This is a genomic window from Ruegeria sp. CDSC079 (assembly GCF_059610505.1).
In genome coordinates this window covers 21,439-34,025 of the sequence record NZ_JBXWNT010000004.1, presented here as the reverse complement: position 1 = coordinate 34,025, position 12,587 = coordinate 21,439, and the positions used below count along the sequence as shown (strand labels likewise).

The following is a 12,587-nucleotide window of genomic DNA, read 5'->3' as shown; positions in this document are numbered from 1 at the left end:
CAACGATCTAACGCGCGTGGGAACGGATGGAAAGCCACGGCGTCAACCGGCGATGGGATCGACAAGCGCCGGCCCGCTGGCCCGATTGGAATTGACGCCCCGATCGACGCGGTGAAAGCCAAGAATATCTTCATGTCCCGGAGACACCAGCCGCGCAGCCCCCTTACCCGCTTCACCCAGCCATAGAGGCCAGTTTTCGGGTTCGACAATCAAGGGCATGCGGTGGTGAATGCGTCCCAGGTTGCGGTTCGCCTGTGTCGTAACTATCGCGCATGTTCCCATCCGGTCGCCCTCAGGGCCCCACTCCTGCCAGACGCCACCAAAGGCAATCGGGGCCGCGTCATTTCTGTATATGTACCAGGGCAGCCGGTCGCCGGTCTCGGTTTTTGTCCATTCATAGAACCCGCTGGCGATAATCAAACATCTCCGTTCCCTGCAGGCCGCCCTGAAAGCCGGTTTTTCAGCTAGCGTTTCGGCGCGGGCATTGATCAACAATGGCCCAGCGGTTTTGGACTTGTACCAGTGTGGTAAAAACCCCCAACGCAAGGCATCCAACTGACGCCCGGTTTCGCCTGCCCTGACCACATGCACCTGACATGTCGGACAAACGTTGAAATTCGGGACAACAGGCAGAGCATTGGCCGGGCGCGCAGAAAACAACTGGGCCATGGCATCATTTGGAAGGGTTATTGCAAACCGTCCGCACATAGGTAATGAACTTTCAACAATCGTTTTCTACAGGCACAGGTTCTCACGGGGTCATATGCAAAATCAAACGGCGAAAACCTTAAAAGTCAAAGCTGTCGCAGCGCTGGAAGAAGGCAAATTCCAGGCTGCGCTGAAAAAGGCTCAACTTGGCGTAAAAAAGTTTCCGACCGACTCGGATTTTCATGCCATTTCCGGTTTTGTTCTGACCGAGATGAAACAGTATAAAAGGTCGATCCCGCATTTTGTCGAAGCCGCGCGGATGAAACCTGACGATCCGCAATTCGTCGAAAACCTCGCCAATGCTCTTATGCAAACCGGCCAGATGGCCAAAGCCTTGGAATATGCCGAACTCAAGGCCGAAAAATTCCCAGCCAGCAAGGAACTGAACCGGGTCATTGATGAGATTACGCTGAAAGGACAGAATTGGCGCCTGATCATTGATCACGTGACCAAAAAACTTCAAAGCGACCCTGAAAATGTCAGCCTGTTGTCGACTCGTGCCCGCGCCTATGGCCGCATCGGTTATATCGAGCACAACTCACGCGATATAACCAAGGCGTATGAATTGGCACCGGACAACGAAAAGATAGCCTTTCAAAAAGCCGTAAATCTGCACCAGAGTGGCGACAAAAAGGGATGCGCCAATATTCTGCAGGGCATCTACGCCAAAGAACCTTTCCATGTTGCCACCCTTCTTCAGCTTTCGACAATGTCCAGCAAAGAGGACGCCCCGAAACTGATGGAGGCGGTAGAAGCAGCGATATCCGAAAGCGTACACGAGCTGTCGGAACTGGAATTTGCCAAGGCCCACCTGATCCAAAAAGCCGATAGCCTTGGCGCAGCACTACCGCAATTTGCACGTGCCAATGCCATCCAACACAATGTCAAACCCTATGATTTAGAGGCGGAAGAACAGAAGTTCGAACGTATCACTGGCCTGTTCCCTGTAGGGGGAAGAGTTCCTTGGTCCGAACAAACCGATCAGCCGGTTCCGATCTTCGTTCTGGGCCAGCCGCGCTCTGGCACAACGCTCATGGAAATGATGCTGAGCTCCGCGCCAGACATTGCTGGCTGCGGCGAACTGACGGTTGGGGCCGATCTTTCGCGCGACTACGCACAACATCGCAAGACCTTCGATTCCACTGCCGCAGCGAAATATGCCAAAGAGTTCCGAGAGTTGATGCCGCCGATCCCCGATGGCTCGACCGCTTTTGTTGACAAGATGCCCCACAATTTTCAGCGGGTCGGCTTCCTGTTGTCGGCATTCCCAAACGCCAAGATAATAAACATGCTGCGTGATCCGCGCGATGTCGGTCTTTCGAAATGGATCCGCCGGTTCCCTGCGGGGGGCATGAACTATGCCTCGAATCTTGAGACCATTGCCCATTCTGCCAACCTGTATCGTCGCTATATGGCGCATTGGGATGCTGTTTTTGGCGACAAGATCCTGACCGTTCCATATGAAAAGCTGGTCGCGGACCCCGAAACCTATAGCAAGCAGGTCGCCGCTTTCTGCGACCTCGAATGGACCGAGACGATGATGCGTCCGGAAGAGAATACCAAACAGGTCCGGACTGCCAGTATCGACCAGGTTCGCAACAAAATCTCAACCAAATCCATTGGGGGATGGCGATCTGTGTCGGAACATATCCAGCCCATGCTTGCGGGTTTTGATACAGGGCTTTGGCCGGAATACGACATTGATCAAGGCTGAAGGTTAGCTGAATGAAGTAGGGCCGCATCCCAAGGTGCGGCCCTTTTCGTTTCGCTCTGGTCGCCTTACTTTTGTTTGATGCGACCGTCCAGATAAGGCTGGTAAGGCGCGTTTTCGGCTAGGTATTCCGCCGTGACATCCGCCAGATCCGGGCCAAAGTCATAGGCATTTTTATCGTCGCCTTCGAACATACTGTACCCGTCACCGCCATTTCTGACGTAGTTATTGGTAACGACAAGATAAGTCGCCGCCGGATCAATCGGGGTAAGCCCATCGCCGTTGGATACCATGACCTCTGATACGCGCCCTTCGTTTGGTGCCACCGATGCGTCCCAAACAAAGGTCAGACCGGCAACCTGCGGAAAGCGGCCCTTGACCTCTTCTACCTGGCTCACGCCGTTTTCAAGCGCGTCAACGATGCCTTGTCCGCTGATCTCAAAGGTTGAAAGCGTATTCTGGAACGGCAGCACGGTCAGAACTTCACCCATGGTCACATCGCCAGGGTCAATCGAAGCACGCAAGCCGCCAGAGTTCGCAATCGCGATATGAACGCCCTGATCAGCAACCCGCGCAAGCATGGCATCAGCGACCAAATTGCCCATCTGACATTCCTGAACACGACAGATCGAACGGTCACCCTCAATCGCCTCAGACGTGCTGGCCACGACCTTATTGCGGATTTCGTCCAAAGGAGCGGCCAGTTCCGCGATACGGTCCAGCGAGGCCTGATCTTCGGCCACGTTGTTGTCCATGATTAGCGGCTCACCAGCCGCCGCGACAACATTTCCGTCGTCATCAAAAGTGACATTCAGCTCGCCCAGGAATTTGCCATAGGCATAGGCCTGAATGATCTGCACGCCATTGACCACCGTCGGATAGGGGCCAACAGCCTTGTCAGAAACGTTGGACAAATATGTATTGGAATGCCCACCTACGATTACGTCAACGCCGGTCGTTTCCTGCGCAACACGCTGGTCGACAGAATATCCCGAATGGCTGAGAACGATGATCTTGTTCACGCCTTCCGCGGTTAGCTTGTCCACTTCGGCCTGAACCGCGGGAACCGGGTCCGAGAATGTGATGTTCGGGCCAGGAGAGGCCAGTTCGTGCGTGTCTTCCGGCGTCAGGCCAACAAGGCCGACTTTTTCTCCGCCGACTTCAATCACTGAAGACTTTTTGATCTTGCCACTCAGCAATTCTTCGCCTGAAAAATCCGCGTTCGACATCAGCACCGGGAAATCAACCGTGTCGATAAAGCCGCGCAGGACTTCCGGGCCATCATCGAATTCGTGGTTGCCCACGGTCATAGCGTTATAGCCCAGTTTGTTCATGAACTCGGCCGCGACCTTGCCCTTGTAATAGGTATAGAACAACGAGCCCTGAAACTGATCGCCGCCATCTACCAGGATCGAGTTTTCGGCACGTCCGCGGGCTTCTTCCACTGCTGTAACGAGACGGGCAGATCCGCCAAAACACTTACCTTCGGCGTTGTCATCTGAACTACAGCCGCTGTCATATTTGTTGATCGGCTCGATACGCGAATGAAAGTCGTTGGTGTGCAGAATGGTCAGTTTATATTCGGCGGCGGCCATTCCTGCAGTCAAACCCAGCACAGCAGCCGAGGCTAGGAAACGGGTGAACATATTTTAACTCCCTTTGTTAATTGCCAAGATGTTGCGCCGCCTTCAGCAAAGAGTCAAAGGGGGAAATCCGGCTTGAATCTAGCCGCAGCGCGGGGCATGACCGTTCTATGCTGATTTACAAGATTTTCCGCGCCAACGAATGGACGGCGCTGCAGACCGATGGCGCCACGGATGGTGCTCCGATTGATGTTTCGGACGGTTTTGTCCACTTTTCGACAGCTGAACAAGCTGCGGAAACCGCTGCCAAGCATTTTGCCGGCGCCGAAGGTTTGACGCTGTTGGCCTGCGATGCTGACGCGATGGGCGAGGAACTGAAGTGGGAGGTTTCGCGCGGGGGCGCTCTGTTTCCGCATCTCTACCGTCAGATCCGCATGACCGACATAGCTTGGTCCTGCCCCCTGCCCTTTGACGGCAACGCGCATCGCTTCCCGGACGACATGAAATGACGGAATATATCGACCCGGATCGCGCCCAGTTCGAAGCCTTCAAGGTGCTGGATCGTGACCACCCGATCGAGATGCTGAACCTGGTGAGGTTCCGCAGCCGGGCCGAATATCCATCGGGGCACGAACTGGCCAAAAGCGGTCTGTCGGGCGCTCAGGCTTATCGAAATTATGGGATCGAAACCGGGCCGATCATTGCCCGCCTTGGGGCAAAGATCATTTGGCGCGGCGCGTTTCAGACTACGTTGATTGGCCCAAAGGATGAGCTATGGGACGCGGTATTTATCGCGCGTTACCCATCGGCCCATGCCTTTCTGGAAATGATATCCGACCCTGATTACAAACAGGCGGTCGTGCATCGTCAGGCTGCGGTGAAGACCTCTCGCCTGATCCGGTGCGCGCCGACCGAAGGCGGAGAAATGTTTGGATGAAACTGACTGAAAAGCTGGGGCTGGCTGCCCTGCACCGGCTGGATCCGGAAACCGCACATACCCTGTCGATCAAGGCCCTGAAAGCGGGGCTTATGCCTGCGCCGGGGCCGGTCACCTCGCCGCGTTTGCGGACCAAAATCGCCGGGCTGGATCTGCCCAATCCGGTTGGTCTGGCCGCAGGGTTCGACAAGAACGGAGAGGTTCTTGGCCCCCTGTCTCGCGCCGGGTTTGGGTTCATCGAAGTCGGTGCCGTTACCCCACGCCCGCAGCCCGGCAATCCCAGGCCGCGCCTATTCCGCCTGACCGAAGACCAGGCTGCCATCAACCGCTTTGGCTTTAACAACGAAGGGATGGAGGCCATGGCCCGTCGTCTGGCGGCGCGCCCCAGGGATGCGGTGATCGGACTGAACCTTGGTGCGAACAAAGACAGCGATGATCGACCCGGCGACTTTGCCAAGGTACTGGCCCATTGTGGGGCGCATCTGGATTTCGCTACGGTCAACGTTTCATCTCCGAACACTGAAAAGCTGCGGGATTTGCAAGGCAAAGCGGCGCTGAGCGCTCTGTTGAGCGGCGTAATCGAAACCCGAAACACCCTAATGCGCCCTCTACCAGTATTCCTCAAGATCGCCCCCGATCTGACCGAGGATGAGCTGCGGGATATCGCCGAAGTGGCCCATGCATCGGGCGTTGATGCGGTCATCGCCTCGAACACCACTTTGTCGCGCGATGGGTTGCGCAGCGCACACAGAGACGAAGCAGGTGGCCTGTCCGGCGCACCTTTGTTCGAAAAATCCACCCGCGTTCTTGCCCGGTTTAGCCATTTGACCGACGGTCAGATTCCGTTGATCGGTGTTGGTGGCATCAGCACAGCAGAACAGGCCTATGCCAAGATATGCGCCGGTGCTTCGGCCGTGCAATTCTACACCGCGATGGTTTTCGGTGGTATCTCACTTGCGGCGGAAATCGCGCGAGGTTTGGATGACTTGCTGGCGCGCGACGGGTTTGAAACCGTTGCGCAGGCCGTTGGAAGCAAAAGACAGGACTGGATATGATCGAATACTGGCACAATCCCAGATGCTCTAAGTCTCGCGCAGGGCTCGCTTTGCTTGAGGAAAACGGAGCGCAGGTCGAAATTCGCAAATACCTTGAGGATACGCCCTCGGCAGACGAAATCCGGGCCGTACTTACACGCCTTGATATCCCCGCCATCGACCTGATGCGGACTAGCGAAAAGCTGTTCAAGGAACTGGGCCTAACCAAGAATACCGCTCAGGATGACCTGATCACAGCAATGGCGGCCCATCCGATTTTGATCGAGCGTCCGCTTGCAATCAAAGGGGACAACGCAGCCATTGGTCGCCCTACGGAATCCCTTCTGGACCTTCTTTAGGCGACCAAAGCCTCAAGCTTGGGGTATCGCCATCCCAGCGTGCAGGCACGCGCGATGTTCAAGATCATCAGCGCGGCCCAAAGGCCGTGATTGCCGAGCGCAGGCACCAATATGAACAGGGCCAAAACATAAATCGCAACCGAATGGATCATCGCATTGCGCATTGCGCGCGTCCAGGTCGCGCCTATGTAGATGCCGTCAAACATCCAGCTTGCCACACCAATCACCGGCGCCAGCGCCGCCCATACCAGATACTCGCGTGCGGCTAGTCGCACCTCAGGTGCAGTTGACATCAGGTCGATCAACGCTGGCCCGGCCAGATAGAAAACCGCACCAAGTACAAATGCACCCCCTACCCCCCATTGCGAAGCCATGGCCGCGGCTCGGCGCACCTGATGCCGATCCCGCGCGCCAATGGCGCCGCCGACCAGTGCTTCGGCGGAAAAGGCGAACCCATCCAGTGCAAAGGCGGTAATTTCGAGAAACTGCAGCAAGACCTGATTGGCTGCCAGATTAACATCCCCCAGATCCGACCCGACGAAGAGGAATGTGGTAAAGGCGCCGGTCAGCAATACCGAACGGACCATGATGTCACCATTCACCTGCATCATCCGACGCAGACGCGTGGGATCAAAAATTCGCGGCCAGTCACGCCATTGATTCCCGGTAAAAGCACTGCGGCACAGCCAGAGACCCAGTGCCAGCCCGCTCCACTCGGCGATGAGCGTCGCGATGGCCACCCCCTCGACGCCCCAACCCAGACCAAGCACAAACCACAGATCCAGCAGAATATTCAGCCCGTTCATCCAGACCTGCAGGACAAAGACCCCACGCGTACGTTCAATCGCAATCAACCAGCCAGTGATGGCGAACAGCGCAATCGTTGCCGGCGCACCCCAGATGCGTATCCGCAAATAGTCGCGGGTCAGCGCCTCAACCTCGGGGCTGGCGGGGGAAAGGGCAAAAGCCCCTTTGAACAAAAGGACCTGGGCCAATATGAAAACCATACCTGCCGCACTGCCCAGCAATATGCCCCGCATCAGCAGCGCACCGGTTTCTGCAGTGTCACCTGCCCCGCGCGCCTGCGCCGCCAGGCCGGTGGTCCCCATCCTCAGAAAGCCGAATATCCAGTAGATCGAGGCCAGAATCACGGCCCCCATCCCAACAGCCCCAATCGGCGCAGCCAGACCCATCTGCCCGACTACGCCAGTATCCACGGCCCCAAGGATCGGAACCGTGGCATTCGACAGGACGATGGGCGCTGCAATTTTAAGCACGCGCCTGTGCGTGATGGGTGCCGAGGCGTCTTGCATGGAAATCTACTCAGCTTTCGATTTGGACTGCGGCATCAGAAAATGCCCGCTGGCCTGTGCGAAAGGACGCTGATGATTGTCCTGCCACGCTTCGACACGAACCGACGCATACCGGCGCCCTAATCGGCGAACAAAGGCACGCGCATAGGCATCCCGAGGCAAGCCCGATCGCAGGTAATCAACGGTGAAATCGACTGTTTTTGGAAACATGATGGTTTCATCTTGAAAGACCGTGCTGGCATCCAATTCGCCGTTTTCGATCCGGGGAAAGAAATACTCCCAACTCAGGGTGATAACCGCGGTTACTTCCAGAAAGGCAGCCGTCACACCACCATGAAGCGCCGGAAGCATCGGGTTTCCGATCAGCTTTTGGTCAAAGTTCAGTACCCCGGTCAACTCATTTCCCCGCCGGTCAAATTCGATTCCGAGAAACTGAATATATGGAACACCATCCACGATTGCCTTCAGTGCTGCATCGCGACGCTGTTCGATAAGCTGCATGGCTTCGGGCCGAGGTCGTGACATCATCGGCTCTCCACTGTGAATGAACCGGTGGCGGTTGCCACGGGCAGGTCCTTGTCCTCATCCATCGCAGTTGCGCGGACAAAGGCCACGTTTCTGGTGATGTGATAACAGACAGCATGTGTCGTAATGCTCTGCCCTGGCGTCGCCGGGCGCATGTAGTCTATCCGCAGATCTATTGTCGCGGTGGCGCCGGGCGAAGAAGGATGGCACATGACCGCGGAACCGCAGCAGGTGTCAAGCAGGGCAAAAACCGCCCCGCCATGGATCACACCCGTGCGTGGATCACCGATCAGTTCGGCCTTGTAGGGCATCGAAATCTCGGCCTCGCCATTACCCATTTTGGTGAGTGTCAAACCCAAAGCTTTGGCATGCGGAATGGCCTCAATAAACTGTCGTGCTATAGCAGCTTTGTCGACCATCTACTTGTGTCCTCTCTGTTTCTCCCTTTATGAGCGTCAGGCTAGCAAAAGAGCAAGCCCGCCTGTTGCGCTTGAAGTCGCCACGTCCTACGCTGTTTCGAAGGAGACCAGGAATGCCCGACAACCGTTTGTCATTCAAAGAGATGTGCGCCGAGTTTGACGTGACTCCACGTACCCTGCGCTACTATGAATATATCGAACTTCTGCAGCCTGACCGCGAAGGCCGAACTCGCTTTTACGGGCCTAGGGAATGCGCTCGGATGACGCTGATCATGCGGGGACGGAAATACGGATTTCCACTGGAAGATATCCGCCAGTGGCTGCTGATCTACGAAGATCAGGGGAATCAGGCACAGATGAAGGCCTTCATCGAAATGGCCGAACATCAGCTTGTCGAACTGAACAATCAGAAAAAACAGTTGGATGAAGCCATAGATGCCTTGGAACAAATGCGTGACCAGACCGCGAAATTGTTAGACTAGGCATTGCTGCCCAGTTGATCGCGTTTACTATCGGATTTGCCAAAGCCAAAAACAGACCCTTCCTGGGCTCTTTTACCCTTTCAGCATGCTTTCCCGTGTTTGGAAAATTGCATCTGGAAGGTGATCTGACGTGACGTCCTGAAATTCCCTGCAGTAGAAACCTTGACGCGAACGGAAGTTACGTCAACTTATTTGTGACGCAGCGTTCGCGTTACGTGAACGGCATCTACGTGCTGTAAGACGCGCATCGACTGCGCAAATCAGCTTAACGAAGGCCAGTTACAAGAGTGCAGAAACCATGACCGAAGATCTGATGACCATTCGTGAAATGTGCGAGACCTATGATGTCACGCCGCGCACATTACGTTTTTACGAGGCAAAGGAACTTTTGTTTCCGATCCGCGAAGGGCAGAAACGACTGTTCACCAAAAGCGACCGGGCGCGTCTCAAGCTGATCCTGCGAGGCAAACGCTTTGGCTTCAGCCTGGAAGAAATTCGCCAGCTTCTTGATTTGTATCACGTAGGTGATCAGCAGGTTACACAGATGACCCGCACCTATGAGATCGCGTGCGAGCGGCTTGCCGATATGGAATCCCGGCGTGAAGAGCTGACCCAGGCCATTGACGATCTAAAAGAACAGTTGAGATGGGGCGAGAAAGTGATCGCCTCGATCAAGAGCGACAAAAAGGCCGCAGAATAACCCCGGCGGCACCCACCCACCGGACAAGCGAAACTAAGGAAGTTCCCAATGCCCGTATACAATGCACCAACCAAAGACATGCAGTTCGTATTGCACGAAGTGCTCAATGTATCGGGATCGGACATCCCGGGTTATAGCGAGCTTGAACCTGATTTTACCGGCGCTGTTCTAGAAGAAGCCGGTAAGGTGGCGACAAATGTTCTGCACCCGCTGAATACAATCGGTGATACCGAAGGATGTCGTCTGGAAAACGGTGTGGTATATACCCCTACTGGCTTTAAAGACGCATTCGGTCAGATGAAGGAAGGCGGCTGGACCGGCCTGGACATGCCCGAAGAATTCGGCGGCCAGAACATGCCTTATGTCATCGGCTCTGCCGTGGCCGAGATGTTTTCTGCCTCGAACCAGGCGTTCACCATGTATCAAGGTCTGACCCACGGCGCAGCCTCGGCCATTCTGGCGCACGGCACCCAAGAGCAGAAAGAAACCTATCTGCCGAACATGGTTAGCTGCGATTGGACCGGCACCATGAACCTGACCGAACCGCATTGCGGCACCGACCTGGGTCTGATGCGCACCAAGGCTGAACCGCAGGCGGATGGCTCCTACAAGATTTCCGGTCAGAAGATCTTTATCTCGGCTGGTGAACACGACATGGCCGACAACATCATTCACCTGGTGCTGGCCAAGATCGTGGGCGGCCCCGAAGGCATCAAGGGTGTATCCCTGTTCATCGTTCCTAAATTCATGGTGAACGAAGATGGCAGCCTGGGTGAACGCAACGGCGTATCGGTCGGCAACATCGAAGAAAAGATGGGCATCCACGGCAACTCGACCTGCGTCATGAACTATGACGAGGCAACCGGCTATCTTTTGGGCGAAGAGCATAAAGGCATGCGCGCGATGTTCACCATGATGAACGAAGCCCGTATGGGTGTAGCCATGCAGGGTCTGTCCCAGGCCGACGCGGCCTATCAGAACGCGGTGGAATACGCCAAAGACCGCCTGCAAGGCCGCGATGTGACCGGTGCGAAAAACCCGGACGGTCCAGCCGATCCGCTGATCGTGCATCCCGACATCCGCCGCAGCCTGATGGATCAGAAAAGCTTTACCGAGGGTGCCCGTGCCTTTGTTCTGTGGGGAGCGACCATGATCGACAAGGCCCACCGCTCTGGTGACGATGACGCCGATGGCCTGATCTCACTGCTGACGCCGGTCCTCAAAGGGTTCCTGACCGACGAAGGCTATGACATGACGGTCAAGGCCCAGCAAGTCTATGGCGGCCACGGCTACATCGAAGAATGGGGCATGTCGCAATATACCCGCGACGCCCGGATCGCGATGATCTACGAAGGCGCAAACGGCGTTCAGGCGCTTGACCTTGTGGGCCGTAAACTTGCCCAGGATGGCGGCAAACACGTCATGGCGTTTTTCGAAATGGTCAAAAACTTCTGCAAGGAAAACGCAGGTCAGAACGAAGCCTATGATACGGCGTTTATCGAACCGCTGAAAGCGGCCTCCAAGGATCTGCAGGCCGCTGCCATGTACTTTATGCAAAGCGGCACCAAGAACCCCAACCATGCGCTGGCTGGGTCGAATGACTTCATGCACATGTTCGGTCATGTCTGCCTGGGCCTGATGTGGGCACAGATGGCAAAAGCCTCTTATGCCGCACTTGAAGCCGGGACTTCGGACACCGAGTTCTACGAGACAAAGATTACCACCGGCCAGTTCTACATGGCGCGTCGCTTGCCAGCCACCGGTCTTCATCTGACACGCATCCAGAGCGGTGCGGATACTGTCATGGGCCTGGACGCGGCAAGCTTCTGATCTCTGACCGGCCCCAGACCATCTTGGGGCCGGCCATTCGAAAGGCTCGATATGCCAAAACGATTTCGCCTAACACGCCGTTTCCCGGTCGCCATGACCGAAGACGGCTATCGCAAACTCAGAGGGTTCGCGCGCGAGGCTGGTCTGGACGAAGGTGAGGCACTGTCATTCCTGTTCGAGAACTTCAACAGTGTCATCGACGAAGAGAGCCTGACGCACCGTTTGCGTATCTTCAATTCCGAACTTGAAGAGCGCAAACGATAAGAAAACAGACCCGCCCAAAAAAGGGCGGGCTACATGATACAGCACATCGCACTGACTCATGTGCCAAGGGAGGCAAATGATGACCATCAAACTGCATTGTTTCGGCGTCAGCGGAAACTCGTACAAGGCGGCGCTGGCTCTGGAGTTATCAGGGTTAGAATGGGAAGCCGTCGAAGTCGACTTCTTCAAAGGAGTGACGCGCACTCCCGAATTTCGTGCCACTGTCAACGAAATGGGTGAAGCGCCCGTCATGATTGATGGCGACTTTCGCACCAGTCAGTCCGGGGCCATTCAGACTTATATAACTGAAAAGACAGGTATGTTCGGAGGAAAGACGCAGGAAGAGAAATACGAGGTACTGCGCTGGGTGCTGTGGGACAATCACAAACTCAGCTCGATGGCAGGCCTGACCCGTTTTTTGATCAACTTTCTGCCGGAAGAACATCGCAACCCAGACGTGATCGCATTCAACCAGGGTCGTCTGAAGGCTGCGTATCAAGTCCTGGATGCACATCTGAACGGTCGCGACTGGATCGTTGGGGACGGCGTAACCAATGCTGATCTCAGCTGCTGTGGCTATCTCTACTATCCTGAACCCTTCGGCTTTGACCGCACCGAATGGCCAAATATCGACGCCTGGCTGACACGCTTGTCCCAGCAGCCTGGCTGGAAACACCCCTACGACCTGATGCCCGGCTCTGTGCCGGATCGAGCTTAAGGAG

Annotated in this window: 15 protein-coding genes; 10 read left to right on the top strand and 5 right to left on the bottom strand. The window is 55.7% G+C overall.

Annotation, left to right across the window (positions count from 1 at the left end; all coding sequences use genetic code 11):
• Window positions 1-42: 42 nt before the first annotated feature.
• Window positions 43-708, bottom strand: coding sequence for an SOS response-associated peptidase (locus tag AC2FIC_RS08230; protein ID WP_496692438.1), 666 nt, complete (start codon window positions 706-708; stop codon window positions 43-45).
• Window positions 709-763: 55 nt separating this feature from the next.
• Between AC2FIC_RS08230 and AC2FIC_RS08225 the strand changes: the two genes are divergently transcribed.
• Window positions 764-2,422 carry a tetratricopeptide repeat-containing sulfotransferase family protein gene (locus AC2FIC_RS08225; RefSeq protein WP_496692439.1) on the top strand — a complete coding sequence of 553 codons (1,659 nt, stop codon included), beginning with the start codon at window positions 764-766 and terminating at the stop codon, window positions 2,420-2,422.
• Between the two features lie 65 nt (window positions 2,423-2,487).
• Here AC2FIC_RS08225 and AC2FIC_RS08220 read toward each other — a convergent pair whose 3' ends face one another.
• Window positions 2,488-4,065: a bifunctional metallophosphatase/5'-nucleotidase gene (locus AC2FIC_RS08220; protein WP_496692440.1), complete on the bottom strand. Its 1,578-nt coding sequence runs from the start codon at window positions 4,063-4,065 to the stop codon at window positions 2,488-2,490.
• Window positions 4,066-4,172: 107 nt separating this feature from the next.
• Between AC2FIC_RS08220 and AC2FIC_RS08215 the strand changes: the two genes are divergently transcribed.
• Genes AC2FIC_RS08215 through arsC form a run of 4 tightly spaced genes read left to right on the top strand, consistent with a single transcriptional unit; the run spans window position 4,173 to window position 6,332 of the window.
• Window positions 4,173-4,511 (top strand): DUF952 domain-containing protein, encoded by a 339-nt coding sequence (locus AC2FIC_RS08215; RefSeq protein WP_496692441.1) that lies wholly within the window; start codon window positions 4,173-4,175, stop codon window positions 4,509-4,511.
• Window positions 4,508-4,939, top strand: coding sequence for a DUF1330 domain-containing protein (locus AC2FIC_RS08210; protein ID WP_496692442.1), 432 nt, complete (start codon window positions 4,508-4,510; stop codon window positions 4,937-4,939). Before AC2FIC_RS08215 ends, AC2FIC_RS08210 begins: the two co-directional genes overlap by 4 nt.
• A complete protein-coding gene (locus tag AC2FIC_RS08205) occupies window positions 4,936-5,994 on the top strand; it encodes a quinone-dependent dihydroorotate dehydrogenase (RefSeq protein ID WP_496692443.1) in 1,059 nt (352 codons plus the stop codon). Before AC2FIC_RS08210 ends, AC2FIC_RS08205 begins: the two co-directional genes overlap by 4 nt.
• The gene (arsC, locus tag AC2FIC_RS08200; protein ID WP_142632827.1) at window positions 5,991-6,332 is read left to right on the top strand and encodes an arsenate reductase (glutaredoxin); all 342 of its coding nucleotides are present in this window, start codon (window positions 5,991-5,993) and stop codon (window positions 6,330-6,332) included. Before AC2FIC_RS08205 ends, arsC begins: the two co-directional genes overlap by 4 nt.
• Here arsC and AC2FIC_RS08195 read toward each other — a convergent pair.
• The 3 genes from AC2FIC_RS08195 to AC2FIC_RS08185 are packed head-to-tail and all read right to left on the bottom strand — an operon-like array spanning window position 6,329 to window position 8,589.
• Entirely contained in the window at window positions 6,329-7,645 is a 1,317-nt protein-coding gene (locus AC2FIC_RS08195) for an MATE family efflux transporter (protein ID WP_142632825.1), read from the bottom strand. The two genes, arsC and AC2FIC_RS08195, sit on opposite strands and share 4 nt — an antisense overlap.
• 6 nt (window positions 7,646-7,651) lie before the next feature.
• On the bottom strand, window positions 7,652-8,170 hold the full coding sequence (locus AC2FIC_RS08190; RefSeq protein ID WP_271948008.1) for a PaaI family thioesterase: 519 nt from the start codon (window positions 8,168-8,170) through the stop codon (window positions 7,652-7,654).
• Window positions 8,170-8,589: a PaaI family thioesterase gene (locus AC2FIC_RS08185; protein ID WP_142632821.1), complete on the bottom strand. Its 420-nt coding sequence runs from the start codon at window positions 8,587-8,589 to the stop codon at window positions 8,170-8,172. Before AC2FIC_RS08185 ends, AC2FIC_RS08190 begins: the two co-directional genes overlap by 1 nt.
• Window positions 8,590-8,702: 113 nt before the next feature.
• Between AC2FIC_RS08185 and AC2FIC_RS08180 the strand changes: the two genes are divergently transcribed.
• The 5 genes from AC2FIC_RS08180 to AC2FIC_RS08160 all read left to right on the top strand — a co-directional run bounded on the left by AC2FIC_RS08180 (window position 8,703) and on the right by AC2FIC_RS08160 (window position 12,583).
• Window positions 8,703-9,071 carry a MerR family transcriptional regulator gene (locus AC2FIC_RS08180; RefSeq protein ID WP_142632819.1) on the top strand — a complete coding sequence of 123 codons (369 nt, stop codon included), beginning with the start codon at window positions 8,703-8,705 and terminating at the stop codon, window positions 9,069-9,071.
• Window positions 9,072-9,369: 298 nt separating this feature from the next.
• Entirely contained in the window at window positions 9,370-9,771 is a 402-nt protein-coding gene (locus AC2FIC_RS08175; RefSeq protein WP_142632817.1) for a MerR family transcriptional regulator, read from the top strand.
• A gap of 48 nt (window positions 9,772-9,819) precedes the next feature.
• Window positions 9,820-11,601 carry an acyl-CoA dehydrogenase C-terminal domain-containing protein gene (locus AC2FIC_RS08170; protein WP_496692444.1) on the top strand — a complete coding sequence of 594 codons (1,782 nt, stop codon included), beginning with the start codon at window positions 9,820-9,822 and terminating at the stop codon, window positions 11,599-11,601.
• A gap of 51 nt (window positions 11,602-11,652) precedes the next feature.
• Window positions 11,653-11,865, top strand: a complete 213-nt coding sequence (locus AC2FIC_RS08165) for a hypothetical protein (RefSeq protein ID WP_142632813.1) — start codon at window positions 11,653-11,655, stop codon at window positions 11,863-11,865.
• Window positions 11,866-11,944: 79 nt separating this feature from the next.
• Entirely contained in the window at window positions 11,945-12,583 is a 639-nt protein-coding gene (locus AC2FIC_RS08160; protein ID WP_142632811.1) for a glutathione S-transferase family protein, read from the top strand.
• Window positions 12,584-12,587: the final 4 nt, after the last annotated feature.

Excerpts from the sequence above, each read along its gene's own strand:
- arsC (WP_142632827.1), top strand. The coding sequence starts at position 5,991 with ATGATCGAATACTGGCACAATCCCAGATGCTCTAAGTCTCGCGCAGGG.
- AC2FIC_RS08220 (WP_496692440.1), bottom strand. The coding sequence starts at position 4,065 with ATGTTCACCCGTTTCCTAGCCTCGGCTGCTGTGCTGGGTTTGACTGCA.
- AC2FIC_RS08210 (WP_496692442.1), top strand. The coding sequence starts at position 4,508 with ATGACGGAATATATCGACCCGGATCGCGCCCAGTTCGAAGCCTTCAAG.
- AC2FIC_RS08175 (WP_142632817.1), top strand. The coding sequence starts at position 9,370 with ATGACCGAAGATCTGATGACCATTCGTGAAATGTGCGAGACCTATGAT.
- AC2FIC_RS08195 (WP_142632825.1), bottom strand. The coding sequence starts at position 7,645 with ATGCAAGACGCCTCGGCACCCATCACGCACAGGCGCGTGCTTAAAATT.
- AC2FIC_RS08180 (WP_142632819.1), top strand. The coding sequence starts at position 8,703 with ATGCCCGACAACCGTTTGTCATTCAAAGAGATGTGCGCCGAGTTTGAC.
- AC2FIC_RS08185 (WP_142632821.1), bottom strand. The coding sequence starts at position 8,589 with ATGGTCGACAAAGCTGCTATAGCACGACAGTTTATTGAGGCCATTCCG.
- AC2FIC_RS08205 (WP_496692443.1), top strand. The coding sequence starts at position 4,936 with ATGAAACTGACTGAAAAGCTGGGGCTGGCTGCCCTGCACCGGCTGGAT.
- AC2FIC_RS08225 (WP_496692439.1), top strand. The coding sequence starts at position 764 with ATGCAAAATCAAACGGCGAAAACCTTAAAAGTCAAAGCTGTCGCAGCG.
- AC2FIC_RS08215 (WP_496692441.1), top strand. The coding sequence starts at position 4,173 with ATGCTGATTTACAAGATTTTCCGCGCCAACGAATGGACGGCGCTGCAG.
- AC2FIC_RS08170 (WP_496692444.1), top strand. The coding sequence starts at position 9,820 with ATGCCCGTATACAATGCACCAACCAAAGACATGCAGTTCGTATTGCAC.
- AC2FIC_RS08190 (WP_271948008.1), bottom strand. The coding sequence starts at position 8,170 with ATGTCACGACCTCGGCCCGAAGCCATGCAGCTTATCGAACAGCGTCGC.
- AC2FIC_RS08230 (WP_496692438.1), bottom strand. The coding sequence starts at position 708 with ATGTGCGGACGGTTTGCAATAACCCTTCCAAATGATGCCATGGCCCAG.
- AC2FIC_RS08160 (WP_142632811.1), top strand. The coding sequence starts at position 11,945 with ATGACCATCAAACTGCATTGTTTCGGCGTCAGCGGAAACTCGTACAAG.
- AC2FIC_RS08165 (WP_142632813.1), top strand. The coding sequence starts at position 11,653 with ATGCCAAAACGATTTCGCCTAACACGCCGTTTCCCGGTCGCCATGACC.